The 21,597-nt window shown below is 32.9% G+C and carries 16 protein-coding genes; 5 read left to right on the top strand and 11 right to left on the bottom strand.

Annotated features, from left to right (window positions below; genetic code table 11):
- Positions 1-201: 201 nt before the first annotated feature.
- Complete coding sequence (gene porV / locus GTR01_RS19125) at positions 202-1,350, bottom strand: type IX secretion system outer membrane channel protein PorV (RefSeq protein ID WP_160139361.1); 1,149 nt, start codon at positions 1,348-1,350, stop codon at positions 202-204.
- Positions 1,351-1,409: 59 nt separating this feature from the next.
- Entirely contained in the window at positions 1,410-5,306 is a 3,897-nt protein-coding gene (gene porU / locus GTR01_RS19120) for a type IX secretion system sortase PorU (RefSeq protein ID WP_160139360.1), read from the bottom strand.
- A 165-nt stretch (positions 5,307-5,471) separates the two neighbouring features.
- Between porU and gldJ the strand changes: the two genes are divergently transcribed.
- From gldJ to GTR01_RS19105, 3 genes are all read left to right on the top strand, one after another.
- The gene (gldJ, locus tag GTR01_RS19115) at positions 5,472-7,073 is read left to right on the top strand and encodes a gliding motility lipoprotein GldJ (RefSeq protein ID WP_160139359.1); all 1,602 of its coding nucleotides are present in this window, start codon (positions 5,472-5,474) and stop codon (positions 7,071-7,073) included.
- A 141-nt stretch (positions 7,074-7,214) separates the two neighbouring features.
- Positions 7,215-8,486 (top strand): UDP-N-acetylmuramoyl-tripeptide--D-alanyl-D-alanine ligase, encoded by a 1,272-nt coding sequence (locus tag GTR01_RS19110; protein WP_160139358.1) that lies wholly within the window; start codon positions 7,215-7,217, stop codon positions 8,484-8,486.
- A 222-nt stretch (positions 8,487-8,708) separates the two neighbouring features.
- Positions 8,709-9,086 carry a helix-turn-helix domain-containing protein gene (locus GTR01_RS19105; protein ID WP_160139357.1) on the top strand — a complete coding sequence of 126 codons (378 nt, stop codon included), beginning with the start codon at positions 8,709-8,711 and terminating at the stop codon, positions 9,084-9,086.
- A 303-nt stretch (positions 9,087-9,389) separates the two neighbouring features.
- Here the strand turns inward: GTR01_RS19105 and GTR01_RS19100 are convergent, their stop codons facing one another.
- The 9 genes from GTR01_RS19100 to GTR01_RS19060 form a co-directional block, all read right to left on the bottom strand.
- Positions 9,390-10,322 (bottom strand): tetratricopeptide repeat protein, encoded by a 933-nt coding sequence (locus GTR01_RS19100; protein WP_160139356.1) that lies wholly within the window; start codon positions 10,320-10,322, stop codon positions 9,390-9,392.
- Positions 10,323-10,496: 174 nt separating this feature from the next.
- The gene (locus GTR01_RS19095) at positions 10,497-11,345 is read right to left on the bottom strand and encodes a hypothetical protein (RefSeq protein WP_160139355.1); all 849 of its coding nucleotides are present in this window, start codon (positions 11,343-11,345) and stop codon (positions 10,497-10,499) included.
- On the bottom strand, positions 11,342-12,835 hold the full coding sequence (locus tag GTR01_RS19090; RefSeq protein WP_160139354.1) for a glycoside hydrolase family 104 protein: 1,494 nt from the start codon (positions 12,833-12,835) through the stop codon (positions 11,342-11,344). Before GTR01_RS19090 ends, GTR01_RS19095 begins: the two co-directional genes overlap by 4 nt.
- Positions 12,836-12,870: 35 nt before the next feature.
- Positions 12,871-13,890: a hypothetical protein gene (locus tag GTR01_RS19085; protein ID WP_160139353.1), complete on the bottom strand. Its 1,020-nt coding sequence runs from the start codon at positions 13,888-13,890 to the stop codon at positions 12,871-12,873.
- On the bottom strand, positions 13,887-15,320 hold the full coding sequence (locus GTR01_RS19080) for a peptidoglycan DD-metalloendopeptidase family protein (RefSeq protein WP_160139352.1): 1,434 nt from the start codon (positions 15,318-15,320) through the stop codon (positions 13,887-13,889). The genes GTR01_RS19085 and GTR01_RS19080 overlap by 4 nt, the downstream gene beginning before the upstream one ends.
- A gap of 88 nt (positions 15,321-15,408) precedes the next feature.
- Positions 15,409-16,452, bottom strand: a complete 1,044-nt coding sequence (locus GTR01_RS19075) for a hypothetical protein (protein WP_160139351.1) — start codon at positions 16,450-16,452, stop codon at positions 15,409-15,411.
- A complete protein-coding gene (locus tag GTR01_RS19070) occupies positions 16,433-19,012 on the bottom strand; it encodes a peptidoglycan DD-metalloendopeptidase family protein (protein ID WP_160139350.1) in 2,580 nt (859 codons plus the stop codon). The genes GTR01_RS19075 and GTR01_RS19070 overlap by 20 nt, the downstream gene beginning before the upstream one ends.
- Before the next feature lie 30 nt (positions 19,013-19,042).
- A complete protein-coding gene (locus GTR01_RS19065; protein WP_160139349.1) occupies positions 19,043-19,546 on the bottom strand; it encodes a DUF4280 domain-containing protein in 504 nt (167 codons plus the stop codon).
- Between the two features lie 34 nt (positions 19,547-19,580).
- On the bottom strand, positions 19,581-20,711 hold the full coding sequence (locus GTR01_RS19060) for a hypothetical protein (RefSeq protein WP_160139348.1): 1,131 nt from the start codon (positions 20,709-20,711) through the stop codon (positions 19,581-19,583).
- A gap of 195 nt (positions 20,712-20,906) precedes the next feature.
- On the opposite strand from GTR01_RS19060, the gene GTR01_RS19055 reads away from it, so the two are divergent.
- Both GTR01_RS19055 and GTR01_RS19050 read left to right on the top strand, forming a co-directional pair.
- Positions 20,907-21,254 (top strand): helix-turn-helix transcriptional regulator, encoded by a 348-nt coding sequence (locus GTR01_RS19055; protein ID WP_228452291.1) that lies wholly within the window; start codon positions 20,907-20,909, stop codon positions 21,252-21,254.
- 163 nt (positions 21,255-21,417) lie between these two features.
- Positions 21,418-21,597 (top strand): helix-turn-helix domain-containing protein (locus GTR01_RS19050; protein WP_160137886.1); only part of this gene is annotated, 180 nt, incomplete at its 3' end.

Here is a 21,597-nt window from a genome sequence, read left to right as displayed (position 1 = left end):
AAATGTTATATTTTTTTAATAAAGTCGGAGAAAGTGTTGAGAAGTTGGATTAAGCTGAGTCAATAGTCATTTTTTGCCTCACAAAGTGAATGGTGAATTGGTAGGCTGCAGAAATTGACGAATGAAGCGGATTGACTGAATGAATTCAATAAAAAAGCCTCACGTAAATAAGGTGAGGCTTTGTATAATTGTTGAATTTGACTAACGGTCATTGTTGGAAGTTTCTTCACCAATGTTCCAGGTAAGACCAAAACGAAGGGTGTTATCCAATGCAGTGTTCACTTTAGACATATTGATCAGGTAAGAAAGATCCAGTCCGAAAGAGCGATACTTTAATCCGATACCTGCAGTAGCAAATTGTCTTGCTCCCTGTTCTTCACTTTCATGGAAATAACCTCCTCTTACAGAAAAAGCATTGTCATAAGAGTATTCCAAAGCACCACTATACATAATACTGTTCGGATTTTTGAATGATTTTCCGATACCAGCTATTGGGCCAACATTTGGAATTTCATATTTAGGTCTTCTGTAGGCATCTACTCCAGCGTATTCAGATCCTGGTACTAAAAGTTTTGAACCTTCTACGGAGATTCCAACTCTGTTTAAGTCATCTAAATACATATCGTATCCAATCCCTAATCTTGCCATGGTAGGAAGATAAGATCTGGATTCTTCATTTCCGGTGTAGTCCAGTTTAGGACCTAGGTTTTGTATAGCAAGACCGGCATTTAATTTACCATCATAGCCCCCAAAACTTGAGAATCTCTCAGAAGTATAGTATGCTGAAATATCTACAGCAAAAGAGTTTGCTGCTTTAAGAGTATTATCTGTATTGAATCCTCCGGCTAAGTCTGAACGGATAAATCTACCAGTTACAGCCATAGAGTAGGAGTCGGAAAGTTTAAGACCATAAGCAACGTCAATGGAGAATTCGTTAGGTTTTGATACCCCGTTTGAAGTCACTTCATTACCTACCAACTGTGTAAGGTCTACTTGTCCCATATTGAAGTAGTAAATACTCGCAGAGATTGTAGATCTTTCATCCTGTCCTAGAAATTTATGGAATGCTCCATATAATAAGAATACATCATTGGTAAGTTTTCCCATGTAGGGTGTATAGGTAAGACCTATGGAAGAACTTGTTCTGCTAAAAGGATATTTTGCTGCATTCCAGAATTGTGAAAATGCATCAGGAGAGGTTACTACCCCTTGATCTCCCATACCTCCTGATCTTGCGTCTGGCGCAATTCTCAGGAAAGGAGCTCCGGTAAGTACGGGGTTTATTTGCGAATATCCCAGAAAACCAGTACTTAACCCAAGTCCTAAAAGCAGTTTAGTAGTTAAATTCATATGTTGTCTTTTATATATTATCAGTTTTTTATTAATTTTATTATCTATGTGCTATATAATTATTTCAAAAGTACCATTTTTTCTACAGCAGTAGCGCTTCCTTTACATTTTTCTTGGTTTTGACTTTTTGCAAATATCTTAAAAATATATGTACCTTTTGCTACAGTAGCTCCAAAATCATCTCTTCCATCCCATTCTATAGCCTGGCGAGGAGTTCTGAAGCCTTGCAAAAATGGTTCAGCTACTACTGCCTGAGATATGGTTTTTACCAATCTCCCTGTTATGGTATAGATCTGTACATTCACATCCAGGATATCATCACAATTGTGTTCAAACTGAACATACGTTTTATTAGTGAATGGATTAGGCCAGTTCAACGGGCGGTTGATCGTCAGACGTTGGTCTGCTTCATCCTTAACTTCAAAATTTAACGTAGCAGTAGAAGAATTATTGTTTATATCCCAAACTTTAAATGTTAATTGATGTTGTCCAATGGCAAGGTTTCTGAAAGGATAGGTTACATTTCCTTTTTGATACTCGGCAAGACTAGGATTTAAACATCCATTTCCTTCTCCCGGAGCATAAAAGTCATTAAGGATAACCGTATTGATCACCTGACCGTCTAAATATACGGTAATATCATGACCAACACCTGATCCCGTAGAGTTTATCCCGGTGTCATCCGTAAGACATGCCAGAAGCATTGGATTTTGATTGGTGATTCCACCATCAGCAAAATTTGTATTGTTCATGTACAACTTCACTTTTGGTGGCTGGTTATCATTAATACCATTAGGATTGATATCTCCAACCTGTACAGACTGGTTATTGAATACATCAGTTACCTTATTATCTGCGTATCCAAGGATTCTTCCTTCGCCAACAGCGTAATTGATATCTTTAGGAACATAGAATTCTGCAGTGAATACTCCGTTTACGGCTGTTCCGGAAGCTTTTACAATAGCACTTCCTTCCTCAGTATAATTGAGTACAGGGAATGACCAGTTGTTATTGTTAAGAGTTTTTTTATTTAATCTTTTATCAAAAATATTAATGGAAACTCTTCCGTTGAAGGCTGTGTTCAAAGTTCCGTTAGGATTGTTGATGTGTCCTTTTATTTTAACAAAATCGAGACCTCTGATTAATCCAGGAACAGGTGTTTCAATATTATCAATAGTTAATAACCTTTGTGGTCTGCTCAGTTTCATCGCCGGATCACCCAATACATTTACTCTGAAGTGGTTTGGATTAACCCCTGTTTCTTTTTTTGCATTTAAATGAGAATACCCTAATGTATTAAAGTCGTCACTCGTTAATTTAAAAATATTTTTGGTGAAAGTATCGGTGAAGTTACGTCCATAATCAATACTGATAGCACGGCTGGAGGTAATCATGGTAGCAGGCCCTCCTTGTTTAAGTTTCATAAACTGCTCTCCCGCAGAATTGGTAGCAGGTTCATCCCATAATGTAAATTCACAGGTTATCGTAGATACAAGTGGGAATCTGCTGTATACATTAGAAAAATTATTAGAATTCTGAATCTCGGTAGTGGTTAGTACTCTTTCCTGAGCCCAGCCGTTGATTCCCCCATGCCCAAAATAGAACAAATACAAACTATTCCCGATACTGTTAGAGATCGCTTGGTTTACCTGAGGATATCTAGGCCCTGCTGCCGTACTTTGTACGGTAAAGGCATCCTGATACAGTTTTCTTACATTGTATTCTTTCAGAGTTGTTACCCCCGGTTGTTCAAATATATTGACCAGTGATTTGTTCATGACATCATGGAAAGGCCCATCGCCTTCTGCGTTATCATCCACCACAAAATCCAGCTTCATTCTCCAATCTCCAAAAGGACTTGATTGTCCGGGAAGAGCATTATAATAAGCCAGCGTTTTATCTATCATATTGGCTGCTTCCGTATTATTGGTTGCAGGAATTCTTCCCACAGGTAAATCTGGTAGGTTATATATAATATTAGGCGCATTTTGAGGCTGAGTCATCACAATATAATCATCCGTAACGAAGGATTGTATATAATCAGCGGAATGCTCACTTTGATAAGAGGTAACAATATTGTTATTGTTGGGAACCCTATTCTTATAATCATAAGAAGTATCCCCTAAAATGAATACATATTTAAGTCTGCCCTGAGGAGTATTTAATTTTGTTACGAAATCTCTAACTGCGGTAAGGTCTCTGCTTCCGCTTCCAAATTCTTCATAGACTTTATTAACATCTACAATTTCTACCTTGTAATTGTTTTTTGTCTGATGATAACTGGCCAGTCTTTGCGCTTGTCCCATCAATTCAGGTACAGTAAGAATAAGATAGTCTATATTGTTGATAGCAGAGAGATTCTGATTTGCAATTCTTCCTACAAATTGAGGTGTAAATGCAGCATCAGCACGGAAAGCAACAAACTCATTGTTGAAATTCTGGTCAGCAGCCGTATAAGCAAAATTGAAAGAGCCTGCTCCTGCTTTATTAACTCTTCTGTTGGCATTGGTAATATCTGTAACATCCCATACCTGTTCTATAGAAGATGCATTGGAAATACTAAAACCATACTCTGTATTACTTCCACTGGCAAGAGAGAAATCTCTGAAGTTCATTTGACTGCCATTGAAAGAAAGGTTCTCTTTATATTGTACTTCAACGTAGTCTAAATAGAATGCTCCGTTAGGGTTTTTAGAAATATCCGGATTATATTTAAATACGATTTGATTTCCTGTCTGATTAGTAATAACCCCGTTATATCTCATCGGATAGAAGTTATACTGATAAGTTGCTTCATCAGTAGGCACATTATCATGAAACGGATTAAGATCATTGATTTTAATATCAAGAGAATTTTGCTGTGATCTGTATCCTATTACTTGTGATCTGTATTTTATCACATCAGTAGGCTGCATAGGAGAATTAGTAGTAAGGGTAATCACTTTTTCAGTACTGAAAGGAGTATCTTCTACCCATATTCTTCCTACTTTTAATAAATTTTTCTGATCATTATTGATGACTTGATAGCTGTCATATCTGTTAATCAGTTGGGCAGGTAAGTTTCCATCTATAGTGGGCACTCTTTTTCCTGTACCTTTATCAAAGTTGATATAGTAATAGGAAAAATCATCATATATATTTTTAAGGTTATTGCTTGTATCTGTTCTTGACTCTCTTCTTTTGAAACCATTTCCATTGTTGGTGTCATACAGATTGTATCCATTGGGCCCTTGTGCATAGAATAAAGCATAGTCGTTATCATTCCATACGCCGTCATCTTCACCTACTACCTGTATTGCATTTTCCTGTAAAGAACTATATCGTGCATCCTGATTGAATTCAGGAAGCATAATTCCTCCATTTCCATAGATCCTCATATTTTTTGGATTTACAGAAGAAGGGTTAATTCCATTATCTCTTAAAAATTGGGTTGTAATTTTAAAGATCCCGGATTTATCTACTTTTATTTTATAAAAACTTCCACTGGCAAGAGGATTGCCTGTAGTTCCTATTTTATTAACACTTTTAAAAGTATTGATAGGGGCAGAAGTTTCAGAGACGTTAAACGAAGATAATCGCTGAACACGTCCATTTACATTCTTAAACAATCCTACACTGATGCTGGCATATCTTTCTCCATCCAATGTATAATAGCTTACCTCTGCAATGTCATGATCGGGAAGACTGCCTTTGTTCAGTTCATATAAATCTTGATTAGAAACTCCATCCCACGCTAGGTCAGAAATTTTCAGCTCCTTTTCTCCGATTCTTTGCTTTGTTACTATAAAAACGTTATTTTGGCTGAAAGAAAAACCTTCATTTTTAAAATTTGGAAGATTTAATTTTGTATCACCAAAATCTTGAATTTTAGAACCATTCCATTCTATGGTGTTTCTTTGAGCGTAAAGTGTTGATGCAAAAGCGATTAAAGATAAAAGCGTGATTTTTCGTCTCATGTTTATTATTGAAATTGCTAAATTACAAAATAAATGAAAATTTTAGAATTAAATTGTAATACAATAAAATTAATTTGTTATCGTTGTTCAAAAAAATCAAATCTTTATTTGATTTATTGAATAATTTATTTTTTCTTTGTACTCTTGAAAATATTTATATCGACTATGAAAAAACTAAAGTTGTTTTCATTAATAGCATTAAGTTCTACACTTGCATTAACCAGCTGTGGCGGATCAGGAACCAGCAAAGGTGGCGGTACCAAAAAATTTGTCAGTAAAACGGGTTGGAAACCAAACGAAAAACAGGGTTGGTTTTTTGCAGGAAAGCAACAGAAGCAGAAGGGTTGGCCGGGAATGGTATATGTAGAAGGTGGAACTTTTACAATGGGATTAGTGAAAGATGATGTTATGCATGATTGGAATAATACACCACGCAGAATGCAGGTGAGTTCATTCTTCATCGGAGAAACAGAAATTACTAACTACGAATACCGCGAATACCTTACATGGTTGAAGTATGTATTCCCTCCAAGTGATCCTAGTTTTAAGGAGATCTATAACGGTGCTTTACCAGATACCTTATTATGGGACAACAAATTATCTAGAAACGATTATAATGAAACCTACCTTCGTTCTCCGGAATTCGATTACTATCCGGTGGTAGGAGTTTCTTGGACTCAGGCAAACAGATACTGTGAATGGTTGACAGACAGAGCTAATGAAAAAGCTTTGATGCAGGCAGGTATCATTGCTAAAGATATGTATATCAACGAATCCAATAACCAAGGTGGTACTGCTTTCAACATGGATAAATTCAAAGCGAATGATCCTGAAATGCAAGGGTACATCAACGAAAAAAGAATGCAGCAAAAAGCTGGTATGAAAACTACCAACCAAAGATTGCTAGCAGCCAACAGAGCACCTAATGGAGCAATGGTTCAGAAATTCAGACTTCCTACTGAAGTAGAATGGGAATACGCAGCATTAGGAATGGCGAAAAACAGAGAATATAACCAATACCTAGGTAAAAAACCTGAAATCGAAAGATTGAGAGGTACCAAAGGAAGAGATAGAGGAATGTTCCTTGAAAACTTTAAAATGGGTAAAGGAGATTATTCTGGTATCGCTGGATGGAAGAACGATGGATCTGCACAAACTTCAGATGTAAGACAATATCCGTCTAACGACCTTGGAATCTATGGGATGTATGGTAACGTTGCAGAATGGACTGCCGATGTTTACAGACCTATCATCGATGAAGATTATAACGATTTCAACTACTACAGAGGAAATATGCCTCAGGCTATCGTAAGAAACGGTGACGGTACTTACAAAATGATTGATGAAGGAACCATCAAATATGATACTTTAGCTGACGGTAGATTAGTATACAAAGGACTTCCAGGACAATTCGAAAGAGAAACGATTGCTGATTACAGAAACTATAGAGATGGTGATAAAATGTCTTCTCTAGAGTACAGAAGAGAATCAGATTCAGCTGCAGGATTTGATATGTACAATGCTCCTCGTCAGAGATTCATTGTAGATGCAAACGGTAGAGTGAAAATGCAAAAAGATACTAAAGACAGAACTTCAGCGATCTCTAACGAAGTAAGAGTAGTAAAAGGAGGTTCTTGGCAGGATACGGCATATTGGCTGGATCCGGGACAAAGAAGATATAAAAATCAAGGTAGAGCTTATGGTTGGGTTGGATTCCGTGTTGCACAGGATGCCAGAACTAGCGATAAGAGCAGAACAAGAAGATAATATTTATCAAAATACTTTTAAAAAACCTTCCGGATTTTCGGAAGGTTTTTTATTTTTGAACAATGAAATCGCTTCACAGAAAAATTCTGAAACAGATTTAGTGATTACATGGTGATTTATTTGAAAAATATATATTTCCACATGAATATAGAACAGTTTTATCCTTTATTTTTACAGGCTGATAAAGTAACAATCGATAGCCGAAAAATAGCCAGAAATGATATCTTTTTTGCCTTTTCCGGTGATAACTTTAATGCTGCCACACTGGCAGAAAAAGCCATCGACGAAGGAGCTCTGGCGGTCATTGTTGAACAGTCCGAATTTGAAAATAAAGATAAGAACATTTTCTACGTTCCGTCTACTCTTGAATTCCTTCAGCAATTAGCCATCTATCATAGAAGCCAGCTTAATATTCCTTTTATTGGTCTTACCGGAAGCAATGGGAAAACAACCACAAAGGAGCTTATTCATGCTGTCCTTTCAGAAAAATACAACGTTCAGTATACCTACGGGAATTTAAATAATCACATTGGAGTTCCATTGACGATTCTTTCTATCAAACCTGAGCATGAAATGGCAGTTATTGAAATGGGAGCCAACCATCAAAAAGAAATTGAATTCCTTTGTACCATTTCACAACCTGATTTCGGATATATTACCAATTTTGGAAAAGCTCATTTAGAAGGCTTTGGTGGTTTTGAAGGAGTGATTAAAGGAAAGTCTGAACTATACGATTACCTTAAAGAAAATCAACAGACCATTATCGTTAACGAAAATGATCCTATTCAGGTTGAAAAAACGGAGGGTTATTCACCTAAGATCACTTTTGGAAAAGAAGAGTCGGATTATACTTTTGAACCATTCTCAGAAGATCATTTTGTAGGATTAATTTATAAAGGAGAAAAGACAGTATCTAAACTTACGGGTGAATATAATTTTACGAATCTTTGTGCAGCAGCAAGCCTTGGACTTCATTTTGGAATCAGCTTTGAAAAAATAAAACATGCGGTAGAGCAGTATACTCCTACCAATATGCGTTCGCAGGTGGTGAAAAAAGAAAACAAAACATTAGTACTGGATACATACAATGCTAATCCAAGTTCAATGACAGCCTCATTAAATAACTTTATCACATTTGAAGGTCGTAAAACGATTATCATTGGTGATATGTTAGAATTAGGTGATGAGAGCGTGAAAGAGCATCAAAACATCTTAGAATTAGCCCACGCACTTGGATTTGATACCATCATTACTGTTGGAAAACACTTTAAAGGAGTAAATTCATCAGATCTTGCTTTTGAAAATACCACCGAGCTGGCTGAATATTTGAAACAACATACCATTCAGTCAGAAAACATACTATTAAAAGGTTCCAGAGGAATAGCTCTGGAGAAAGTAATTGATTTTATTTAGCCTTTAAAGCCCAGTATTCTTTTACGATAAGCTTAATATTCTTGAATGTGCTTGGGAAAACTTCATCTTTTGTTTGTTTTACTTCTACCAAAATACAAAAGTAAAAAGTATTCTCATTTTATACAAGTTGGCGTTTATTCTGTTTTGTAAAGGCAATACTATGTTCCATCAAGATAATAATATTTATTGGATTTTTTTTTGCAAATTTGTAAAAAAGTGGTCATGCAAAAAGAAAAATTACGTACATTGAGAAAGAAGAAAGGATTTACACAGCAGCAAATTGCCAATATTATTGCAACTGATGTATCCAACTATAGCAGAAAGGAAACTGGTGATGTAAGGATTTACAAAGATGAGTGGGAAAAAATTGCACGTTTTCTGGAAGTTCCTGTGGACGAAATTTATGAAGAGGAGGAAGCAAAGTTTATTGTCGAAAATCCTGTTTTTAATGACAGCCCAGGTTCCTCAGCGGCGGGTAATGTTACTAATTTCACTAATCAAGAAAATGTATCAATCATTAAAAACCTTCAGGATTATATTTCTTTATTAAAGGATGAAAATCAGAGGTTGAAGGAAAAATTGAACAAATATGAAAAATAAAAACTCCGTCTCATTTTTTTGAGACGGAGTTTTTTAGATATGCATTATCGGTCAAAATCTAAGGTATTTTAATAATCGTCTGAAAAATAATAGTTTACTATATAGATCAACGCTCCCATAAATAGTGAGCCAGTCGATATATTCTTTAAATATGTGAGAATTGAGCACCAATTCGATTTTGCTTTATTGAGGCCAAACATGTCATCACCCACAATAACTTTATTTCCACAGTTAGAACTTTCTATCAGAAAATAAGAGACTACTAAAGTTATTACAGATACTAGGAATATCCAAAAAATTAATTTATTTACTTCTTTCATATACTCTATTTGGAATTTTTTTTAAGTCCTTATTCTGGCTTTTCATTAATGAAATGTATTGTTGATAGGATTTTTTAGCCTCATTTTTATTACCTAATTCCCATTGTAAATCAGCCAAATTAAACCATGCCACAATCCTATTCGGATCTTTTTTTAAAATTTCTTTGATTAATAATATTGATTCATTATATGCACCTTTTTGATACAAGTAATAAGCAATGTTATTATACTGCAGTATATTACTATTATTTATTGGGAATTTAAGTAATAACTCTTGATACCTTTCAATGCCAGTATAGTTAACTGAATTCTTTATATTTTCTTCAAATTGCCCTAAAGTATCCCCAAACTTATACTTTGATTTACATACCTTATCTCTTACGGCTTCATCAGGTATTGGATGTAATTTTTCTCTTATCTTTTTATCATCTAAAGCGATATTTTGTTTTACATCACAATAGTATTCTTTATTTACATCTAAACGCCAATCTGAAGTTATATAAACGGACCTAGTTAATTTCCATTTGTTGCCTTCATAGGCAACATAATTTATTCGTTGAGCCCCACCTGAACCATCAAAATATGTAGTAATATAAAAAACTTCGTTTGTTGAATTATTAGTAAGAGGCTTTATATCATCAATTACAAATCCACCATCTTCCGAAAAATTATAGGTTTTTAAAGCAAATTGATATTTTGACTTTTCATTCCCTAAAAAAAATATTAAATCATCACCCATATTTTTTTTACTAGAAACAACTTTATCTTTGAAACCATCCATATTGATATCAATATCTCTAGTAAAATAATCGTCATTTTTCTCATAGTAAAAAAAGTCGTTTTTTTTATTTTGCCCATTACATGATGCTAAGCAAAAAGTGATTAAAATTGATAGTATGATTTTAATATTTTTCATATAGTATTACCTTTTTTATCAAATTAAAAAATCATAATCTTCTCCTTGGGATCATCAGTCTTTCACTCACCTGTAGTCATGTGGCACCTTGGAGAATCTGGTTTGAGTTTTGTTGAAGCAGATGTTTATCTGCTTAGACTTTGGTTATTTAAAATTTAGATTTTAGAAAAAGGTTTAATTATTGCATTTTTTTAAAACAATATCTTTACTTTCAGTTTCCTGATAAAAGTTATTGTCTTTAAATTCTCTCTTTTTCGTTTTCTTATTGTAAAAGCCATACCAATAAAAGTTAAGTCTATTATTATCAATGTTTTTTATATATGCTACAGGCTCATCATTTAAATATTCTTTCCAATCTAATCTCATTCCTATTGTTCCAACATCTTCCGGAATTTCTTTCAACTTATAGGCTATACCTTTTTCAAAATCATATCTTTTCATTTCGACCAATTCAAGATAAATTTGATTAGATAATAGTACTAAGAATGCTTTTTTACCTTCAATAGTTATACTTCCTTCACCATCAGTACAATTAGTTTTCCAGGTTCCATCAGCAGAATACCATTTTTTATCTTTTAATGTTTTTACAGAGTCTTCAAAATCCTCATTAGTAATGCAGTCTTTGCTATTGCCCTTAACTTTTTTGATTTTATTAAGATTAGTTTTATTCACATAATATTTAACGATGTTATCATCTATATTATTTATTCTTTTTATAATTCCCTTTGTCTTATCTATCCATGATATTTCATATTTTTCTTTTTCATTAATATATATCGAAGTTATATCACTTTCACTAACTACGTGATGTAACTTAAATACACTATCTTCCATTATGCCATGATCATATATAGAATCATTCTCGATTTTGAATGACTCCCCTTCATAGCCACAATCAATAATAATATAAATATTTCCTTGTTTTTTTATTTCATACCATGTTGTGGTAAGATCCGAGATATCTTTTTGACCTTTACATGAATTAATTGCTAAAAAAAATAATAATAATTTTAAATATTTCATTTCTTTTTATTTTTTCTTACTTGAGTTACTAGATATGTCTGACCACTATAAACTGTAGTTCCTTTTAATGAATTGTCAGATTTTAAAAAAAGCTTATTGTTTTTACTTGCTCCTTTTTCATTATGCCTAGTACCTACATCATAAAAACGATAATAGATTTTATTATTCTCACAAGCCTTTCCTATAATAATAACAAAATGATCAGTAGTTCCCTCATTCAATTTTCCTCCTTTATAGTTTAATGCATGATCTACACCAACTTGGACAGGGTTGCCATTTTTCAATTGTTCATTTATGTATTGAACGGCTTGTTTAGCTTCAGCAGAATTTATCAATATAGTAGTATGTTTATCATTTTCTAAAGCGGTTTGATATCTATCAGCTTCCGCTTTTGAAGTATTTGCTAATCCTACTTTATTAAGTATATCATCACAAGTTTTCTTACATGCGACTTTTTGTGCTTCTGTATCACCCCATTTAGAATCAAATTGTGTTTGCCATTTAACTTTATCAGTTAAATCATAATGATCTTCATGACAAGATTTACAAGTTCCATTATTTTCAACTAAATTAGAAATATTTCCTTTACAACAATCATATCCAAATTCTTTTAGAAATCCTTTTTTTAAATGTAGATTACTATTACCTTTTAATTCTTCTTGAAAAAAATCATTATAATGTTCCATACATGTTTTTAAAGGTGTGGCAGGTTGACGTTTATCATTATAATAATAATGACTTAAATCGTTGATCTCAGGTAAGCTAGCCCATATAAAGCAACCGTCTTTTTGGATTGCATCTTCAATTTTATTGGCAATAATTTTATTGATTAGATTAGGTCTTTGTTTTTCCATAAGAATAACACATATTTTATCTTGGGATTCAGCAGAATAGTCAATAACATTATGTTTTTTTAAAAGATCTCGATCTTCAAAATATTTACCTGTTTTTTTCTTATTCTTAACCTCAAATCCTGCTAATTCCCACCATGTATATCTCATTACTTGATAGGCTCCAGCAGCGGAAGATCCTTGGTCTGAAGATTTTATCTTATATATGGTTTGAGGATGTGTACTCAGATTTGTTATTTTGGTTCCTCCAAAAGCCATTGTATATCCAGCTTGAAAATCGTGAGTTATATAAATAGTTTTCTTCTCTTTTTTGTCATATGATTTTATCAGTTCTCCTGTTCCTTCGCCAACTCTTACCATTCTAATAAATGCTCTTACCCTAGCTTCGCATTCACATACCTTTTCTTCTTTCTTCTCCTGCTTAGGTTCTTTAATAATCGCAGGAGAATCATTAGGATCTACTTTTACTGGTTCAGCACTTGGGCTTATTGGGATAACCTGAGAAGTCACAGAAGTATTGAGATGTTCAACTTCTATAAAATACTCCCGTTCGCTTCCTTCCCCAAAATCATTACTTTTATCATACATCTCTTTTGTAAGAGTAACATTATTAATAAAATTGGAGGTATAATAGGACAATACTAAGGGGATTTTGTATACAAGATCTCCTTTACCTATTTATCAGAACATTTTACAAGAATATCTGTGTTCTTTTTACTATCAAATGGATTTTCTGTCTCAATATTCTTTTTGAACTTCTTATGATAAAAACCAAACCATGTTAAACTTAGTTTTGATTTTCCAATAAACTCGATGATACCTACAGACTTTTTATTATCCATATTATCCCAAACCTCCATATTGTCAGGTAAGGGAATTATTGGTGGAAAATCTGTGAAATACAACTCATATTTATTAGTATCGATTTTCTTTAATTGAGCATTCATAGCAAATCGGTCTGGAATTAAAAATTGAGCATTAGTAATGACTGAAGAAAGAGATACATGAAGATTTGATTGACAATCAGAAGACCATACACCATCAAATTGTTTAAGCGGCATTGATGCTGTATCATTTTGAGTATGAGAATTGTCTTTCTGATTGAGATTAATCATTGAATTTAGTTCTAATAATGTAGTAATATTTTTCTCATTAGAACTGTCATTAATCTTAATTTCTTTTATAAATTGCCATTCCTTCTTTTCTTTATTATATAAGTAATAAGTTTTTATGTAGGGATAAATGAAGTCAAGTGTTTGTTTTTGCAAATATTTTAATGGAACATACTCTGTAATTATTTCATAATCTGTTAAGTTTGGTTCTAACTTTCTTTTAATAACCTTGTCCAAATCACTGAAGTATTTGTCATCGGGGTCATCACCAGCATCTATACCATTATTAAAATCAAACTGTAACCATTCATTTTGTTTATCTATATTTTTATTTATGAAATTTACAGTTAAGCTCCCAATATCTTTACCAATATATGTATAAATTGGATAGTCTGAATCAGGGCTTAATTGATAGCCATGAAAATATTTTTTATCAAACAAATCAGGAATTGCTTGAGTCGTGTTACTCGTTTTTTTGGTTGTAATAGTCGTAACTATTTTTGTTTTATTCTCTTGACCATTGCAAGAAATAATTCCTGATATTAATATAGAAAAATAAAAAATATTGATTAATTTCTTCATAATGTATTGCCTTTATTGTCGAATTTAGATTTCATATAATTTTCTGGATTCAAATCTGCATTCAATTTACACCTTTGTTTATTATTAGAACCTCCTATGGTAGAATAAGAGGTACCAGCTTCAACATGTATATGTCTGTGTTTAACTTCAACATGCATAGCATTCCCTGTACTTCCAGATAACCCTATTATTTGGTTATGTTTTATTTTTTCTCCTACTCGGACTTTTACCTTGGATAAATGAGCGTAGAAATGATATACAATTTTCCCATTTTTATCTTTAGATTTAATTGTTACAGTATTCCCGTAACTAGTAGGACCTTCATAACCTTTAATATAATCATTTTGTGGAAGGTCCGTTCTTATATGGACTACTTCTCCACACATCATTGAATGTACTTCTGTACCAACAACTGCTAAAATATCTGTTCCAGTATGATAATACTTTTTACCATTTGATTTGATTCTATATTCTTTTTTATACCTATTATGATTTTTATTACCACTTTGGTCATTAACTTTAGGAGTGGGGACAACATCTGAATACTCAAAACATTGTGAGCAATCGTCGGGACACTTGCTAGGTAATGACTCTTCTTTTTTAATGTGGTCCCCACAACATCCATAACCAAATTCTTTTAAAAAACCTTTTTTCAAATGTAACTCTTTATTAGGTTCAATAAGTTCTTCGGCTAATTTTTGCTCATAAATTGCTTTTACCATCTCAAAAGTATATGTTGAACTCTGCTGTCCATAAGGTGAATCAGGTAAACTAGCCCAACATAGACTGGATATTAATGCAGCTCTTTTGATATCATTATCAATAATCATTTGAATAATATCACCATTCTGCTTTCTAAATCTTTTTCTCCATTCTTTAAGCTTTTGTTCTTGTGTAATATCATGAATCTTGTTTTTTTTGTCTTTCCAAACTGTAGGGTTATAAAAGCTATCGGCACGATCTTTTACATAGTTAAATTTCATTATCACTACACAAAATTTATCTTGGGACTCCTGATCAAAAGTCGAGATATTATATTTTTTTGCATAATCCAATTTTTCAGAATAATTCCATTTTTTATTTTTATCTTGATAATATCCTTTCAGATTTTTCCAAGTGTCAGTCATTATTTGATAAGCTCCTGCTGCTGAAGAGCGATGTTTTCCTTTACTATCGGTCACAACTTCTTGAGGGTGTTCGCTGAAATCTGAAAATTGTTTTCCACTATATTGAGTTGTATAACCTATTTCTTTTTCAGTTCCTTCTTTTACCCTAAGCATTCTAATAAATGCTCTTACTCTTGCTTCACATTCACACACATTTTCTTCTTTTTTCTCCTGTTTAGGTTCCTTAATAATCGCAGGAGAATCATTCGGATCTACTTTTACTGGTTCAGCACTTGGGCTTATTGGGATAACCTGAGAAGTCACGGAAGTGTTGAGATGTTCAACCTTTATAAAATATTCTTGTTTACTGACTATATCTGCATATTCAAAGCATTGTAAACAATTTCATGAACTATTCTTTTTCAGAACACTTCTTTAGTATGATATGATTATTAGATTTATTATTTGAAAATTGATTAACTAAGTGTGTTCTTTTTTTTATGTTAATATTATACAAACCATACCATATTAACTCAATTTCGTTGTTGCTTTTTACAAAAAGCTCACCAATTTTTTCGCTTTTTGATATGTTTTTATCTTCTATTATATTTTCAGATGCTAATGGAGGAGACATATCCTGCGAAAGATATTTTATATCATATGATTTTCCATCATTTCTTTCCACTATTATATCTACGAAAACTGCCGGAGGAGATAGCGCCAGAGTACCTGATAATTTACCCTTGTTGGATGATATATCAAGTCCACTATTGCTAATCGAGCAATCCAGTTGCCATAAACCTATAATATTTTTATTGTCTGATTGTATATCTACAGAAGATTCTTCTTGCTTTTTATTTTGAACAAAATACGATGGAAAATTAGTCTTAAAGTATTTCGATTCTATTATTCTAGGAAGAACAGGTGATGATTCTTGTTTAATTAACTTCCATTTATTTTTTTGAGTGTTATAATAATAAATTTCCGCATTTGCTTTATCGTCCAAATACACACTTTCACTTGAACATCCTGCATTCGATTTCAGAAATTTTGAAGAAACATAGTAGCAAAAAATTACATAATCCTTACTATTCTCATTTATTTTTTTTTCAATTCCTTTACTTTCCGCATCAAAATTTATTTTATCAATATCTTTATTTTTGAAATATTGATTTACCCAATAATTTTCCAATTCTTGAATTTTTGGGATATAATGAATGGTAAAATAACTATTTGTACAATCTAAGAATGTCTTTGTAGGATGATCTGCAAGGGTAGATTCATCAACAATCATAGTGTATTTGGTCGTATATTTTTTATCAAAAAAATTAATAGTTGCAGTGGTAGCAGTCTGGTGAGTTTTTTTTGATACGGTATAATTTTCTTGTGCATCTCCCTTACACGAAGAAAATAAAACTAATATTATTAAGAAAAATTTATTTAATTGTATTTCCATTTTTATCAAATTTTGTTTTCATATAGTCTTCTGCTTTTATCCTGTAAGCTCCTAAGTCACGGAAGTTATTATAACCTTCCCCTTTTGTAGCTGCCTCAACATGGCAATGCCAATATCTTTTATTTATACCACTTCCTTTTACCCCATTTGGAAATTCATCACTTGAAGCATTTCCTGTAGAGCCGGATTGAGCAACCTTTTGACCGTGCTTCACCTTATCCCCTTTTTTTACATATATTTTATTTAAATGACAATATAAAATAAATACTGTTTTACCATCTTTATCTTTTGATTTTATCATTAATGTATTACCTAAACTTCGAAATTTATACTGATTTGTTTTAAAAGTATCTACGATTGCTACAATTTCTCCACACATTAAAGAATGAACATCTTTATATTCTGGCCCCGAAACTATATCAATCCCTTTATGTCCTCTTGCAGAATTATATCCAAATCTATTATTATTTTTCCCTCCATTATCTGTACTGATTTCTGGGTTTTCCCAAACATCAGCATAATCAAAACACTGTGAACAATCATCTGGACAAACTCCATTAGATTCATTATTTCCATCACAACAGGTGTAACCAAACCCTTTCAAAAATCCTTTTTTAAGATACAAATCACTTTTTCCTGCAATTTCTTCTTTTAAAAATTTTTCATAGTTTGCCTTGCATTCGTCTTTTGTTCCAGTAGGTTGCCCATACGGAGCATTTGGTAGACTTGCCCAGCATAAACTAGACGTCAAAATTGCTTTGTCAAAATTATCATCAATTATCATTTGAATAATATCACCATATGCATCATTAAATTTAGAACGACCTGGTCTTGGAGTGCCATCTTCTTTATAAAAAAATGAATTAGCTCTTTTTGGTCGATAATTATGTTTAAAGATAACCAAACAAAGTTTATCCTGGGATTCCTGGTCAAAACTTGAAATTTTATATTTTTTAATATAATTTATCTCTTCTGAATAATGCCATTTTTTTTGTTTATCCTGATAATATCCTTGAAAACCTTTATAAGTATCTTGCATTATTTGGTAAGCTCCTGCAGCACTTGATGAATAACCTCCTGCCGTAATTACAATTTTGGGGTGGGTACTCATATCTTTATTGTGGGGCGGTTTTGTAAAGTTTTCATGTCCAAAGAGTTTCGTATAGCCTGATTCTCCTTCTGATCCTTCTTTCACTCTCAGCATTCTCATAAAGGCTCTTACTTTGGCTTCACATTCACACACATTTTCTTCTTTTTTCTCCTGTTTAGGTTCCTTAATAATCGCAGGAGAATCATTCGGATCTACTTTCACAGGTTCAGCATCTGGACTTATCGGGATCACCTGAGAAGTCACGGAAGTGTTGAGATGTTCAACTTCTATAAAATACTCCCGTTCATTTCCCTCTCCAAAATCATTACTTTTATTATACATCTCTTTTGTAAGAGTAACGTTATTAATAAAATTAGAGGTATCGTGGGCTAAAGTTACAGATACTTCATATACAAGATCATTGCTGTATCGTGAAAAATCTTCTTCCCAAATTCTTACCATTACATTTTTGCCTCTCATCCCCTGAGAAGTTATTTTAATGGATACTGTATCTCCGGTCTTGGCATTTTTAAGTGTTTTTCCTGTACCGTCTGTAAACTCCGCATTTACTATTTTCCCTTCAGGATCTGCCTGTTTCTTGGCTGCAGGCGTTACAGGAAACTTTGCTGTTTCCTCTTTGGGTTTCGGCTTATTGGGTTTCGGTTTATTATGTTCAGGAGCAACGGGAGGTTTTCTGTGTGGTGGAGTATTGTCTATCGGTTCAGCTTTCTTAGGTGGAGGTGGAATATGAGCAGGGTTGGCCACATTTACATTAGGGCTGGCCTTTAAAATATGCTTCGAAACTACTTCAGCGGTTACATAATATTCATGGGTTTTTCCTTCGCTTTTGTCTCCTCTTGCTACTCCGGCATTGGCAATTTGAACGGCCATAGTATAGGCAGGCAGCCTGAAATAAACTTTGGCAACTCCCTCATGATTCACTTCCCCAATGAGTGGGATCTGATTGATCTTATTCATCATATTTACAATAGGATCATGTCCTTTTCCTATGGCATCATCTTCCCAAAGAGTAAATGCCACTTTATATCCAAACATTCCAACACAATGGGCTTTAGCTATTATGGTATCAGTATAATGTAATAGCTTTCCTTTTGGTAATCTTTCAGAATTAATGTCTTGTAGTTCAACACTTACTATTTTCGGCTCCTCTGTTTCCTGTGGTTTTATATAAAGTTCTCCTTTATCTTTGCCTCTTATAACTTCAATTCTTAAAGCCTTATATTTAAGACTTTTAGCCGTGAATTTGTAGGTTACATTTTCTCCTTCTTTTATATTTCCCTTGGCGATCCGCCATCCGTTTCTATCTTGTATATAGATATCCCATTTTACTTTAGGAGGCGGGAAAGAAAAAGGATTGGATGTCATTACATTATCAAATACAGGAAGTGAATAAGCCTCCGTATTTCCCACAATAGGTTTTGTATTACCTTTAATAGTCAATTTTGCCATAGTCGTTAGTATTGATTATTGATAGAAATTCTATTCATAAACTTGATCAGATCCTTCCAATTCACTTTGAGACTCCTCAAAATTCATAAATGGATTAATGATATTATAGGTTTTTGGATCAGCCGTTGTTATATTTTGTTTATTCATGGTTGATGTTTGTCCATGTTCTTTTACTGTGATTTTTCCCCCAACGCTGCACATCAATTCAGAAATTTCAGAAAGGCAGCTTTTATTCATAACCTTTGTTTTTTCATATGTTTTCTGCCATTTTCCGGCTGGAGCAAATGCACAGGGTAAATATCCGCTGGACGTTGGTTTCAATTTACATTGTCCAAAACTTGGTCCGGGAGGATTGAATTGTACATCATCTTCTGTTACAGCAAGGTAATCTTCCGTTGCATTTTTATTATTCCAATAATGCTTTTGATGGGATGTTACTTTAAATTGCGGGAACTGATCACCTTGATTGCATTGAGCTTTGCCTTTTTGAATGACAAAATGCTTGTCACTATGTGCTGATGAATTTTCTGACATATCTGTGTGTTTGATGGTTCTAAAAAAATAATAATTATCCTACTAGTTTTTCTAATTCAAAAGTTATTGTCTTCTCGTAATCGGTAATCTGGATATCAAATTTTGCTTTTATCTTTTTAATAGAAAAGTTCATGAAATCCAGTGTGTATGTAGCTAAGTGATTAGCCCTTAATGATTTTGAATGGGGTATTATTTGCTTGTCATACTCCAAGTCTGTATAATACAATTCCGAAACAGTTCGGTAATCTATGGATTTCCCTGTTTGTAGTAGCTCTACTAAATTGGAGTCGTTTTGTGGTAAGGTTTGATGAACCATTTCCAGTCTAATAGGAGAAGCCGGAGCTAGCCACGAAAATTCATCATGATATGGAGCTGTAGTATCTTTTGAATGATAATTTGCTTTATAAAATTGATTGAAAATGAATTGAAAGGGTAATGTTTCTTTGAGACTATTATAGATCATTTGTGGGTCAGCCATTTTATTTTTCATTTGGTCAATATGAGAAACGGCATAAGAGCCAGTATGATATTGCTTTAATGTTTCTAGTTCATTGATTATATCCTTAGTCTCTTTAATAGGATTTGCTGCAATAAAATTTCCAGATTTGTCTATAATCAATGTTATAGGATACACTATTTTAACAAAATCGGATGCCAGATTATTTATTTTCTCCTCGGGCTTCTCTTCATTTCTTTTGAAATTGTTCATGGTGAATTCTACATAATGTTCTTTTTCTTCCTCCTTTATATATTTAAAGTGTAACGTGTATGAATATTCACTTTTTTTAATCCCTTCATCACTTTCAGTTTGTTTCACTTCATAATCCCCGTCTATTAATTCTATATTAAAAGAGATTTTTCCCATTGGAAGTAGGTGACATAAGCTTTCTCCGGATTTTCGTATTTGCTCATTGAGTTTTAATATTTCGCCTGAGTTGGGTATATGCAGTTTCTGCAAAAACCTTAAAGTTCCATCTTCAGGAATAAGGTCTAAGTAACTACATTTTGAATTGTGGTATTCACGAAGATATTTAGGATTTTCAAGGTTCAAATCCCATGAAATGCTTTCCAGCGTTTCTCCTTGTTTTACAAAATAGATGTCCTGTTTCAAGGGTGGGGTAATTCTCCTCGGAGAATTACCCGAATTTGGGATATTTTTTTTCATAATATAGAATGTGTTTTTTGGTAATAATTCCTGAAAGGTAGAAATATTATTTTATTTTAATTCTATTCTTTTGATAAATTTTAAAAAGTGTAGTACTTCTACGACTATTTATTTAAAAAGATTTTTAAAATTAAAAAACACATTCATACATCCCCTAATAATGAATTGTATTTTTTTTGCATATTTGTAAAAAAAATGATGCAAAAAGAAAAACTACGTACAATAAGAAAGCAAAAAAATTATACCCAACAACAGGTGGCTGATGCTATTGCAACCGATGTCTCTAACTATAGCAGGAAAGAAAATGGAGATGTGAAGATCACTAAAGAAGAATGGAACAAACTTTCCAAATTTTTAAGTGTGTCTTTAGGAGATATTTATGAGGAGGAAGTATCTAAAAAAAATACAAATGAAGATTCTCAAAAAATTACTTCTGTCATACCTGAAGACGACCTAAATGTTGAGCTTATTAGAAACTTACTGGATTATATTACTTTATTAAAAGAGGAAAATACAAGATTAAAGAAAGAATTTAAAAACTAATTCAAAGAAGATCGTATGACTATGTTTATTAAAATAGAATTAATAATGGATATTACATGGCAGAGTTTAAATTCATATAGTTTATATTTATTTAGCTGAATTAGTTAATACTTAATCTGACATTTATAATCAAATTAAATAACTTTAAAACAGATTAAGTATTATGACAACACAACAAAAGATCATCAAAAACAAGTTAGGCGTACTTGAATTAGCACAACATTTAGGAAACGTATCCAAAGCCTGTAAGGTGATGGGATATTCCCGAGACAGTTTTTATAGATTTAAAGAATTGTATGAGCAAGGAGGTGAATTAGCATTACAGGAAATCTCCAGAAGAAAG

The organism is Chryseobacterium sp. c4a (assembly GCF_009900745.1).
Classification (GTDB): Bacteria; Bacteroidota; Bacteroidia; order Flavobacteriales; family Weeksellaceae; genus Chryseobacterium.
The sequence above is the reverse complement of the archived record's forward strand: the minus strand, read 5'-3'. Positions and strand labels throughout refer to the sequence as shown.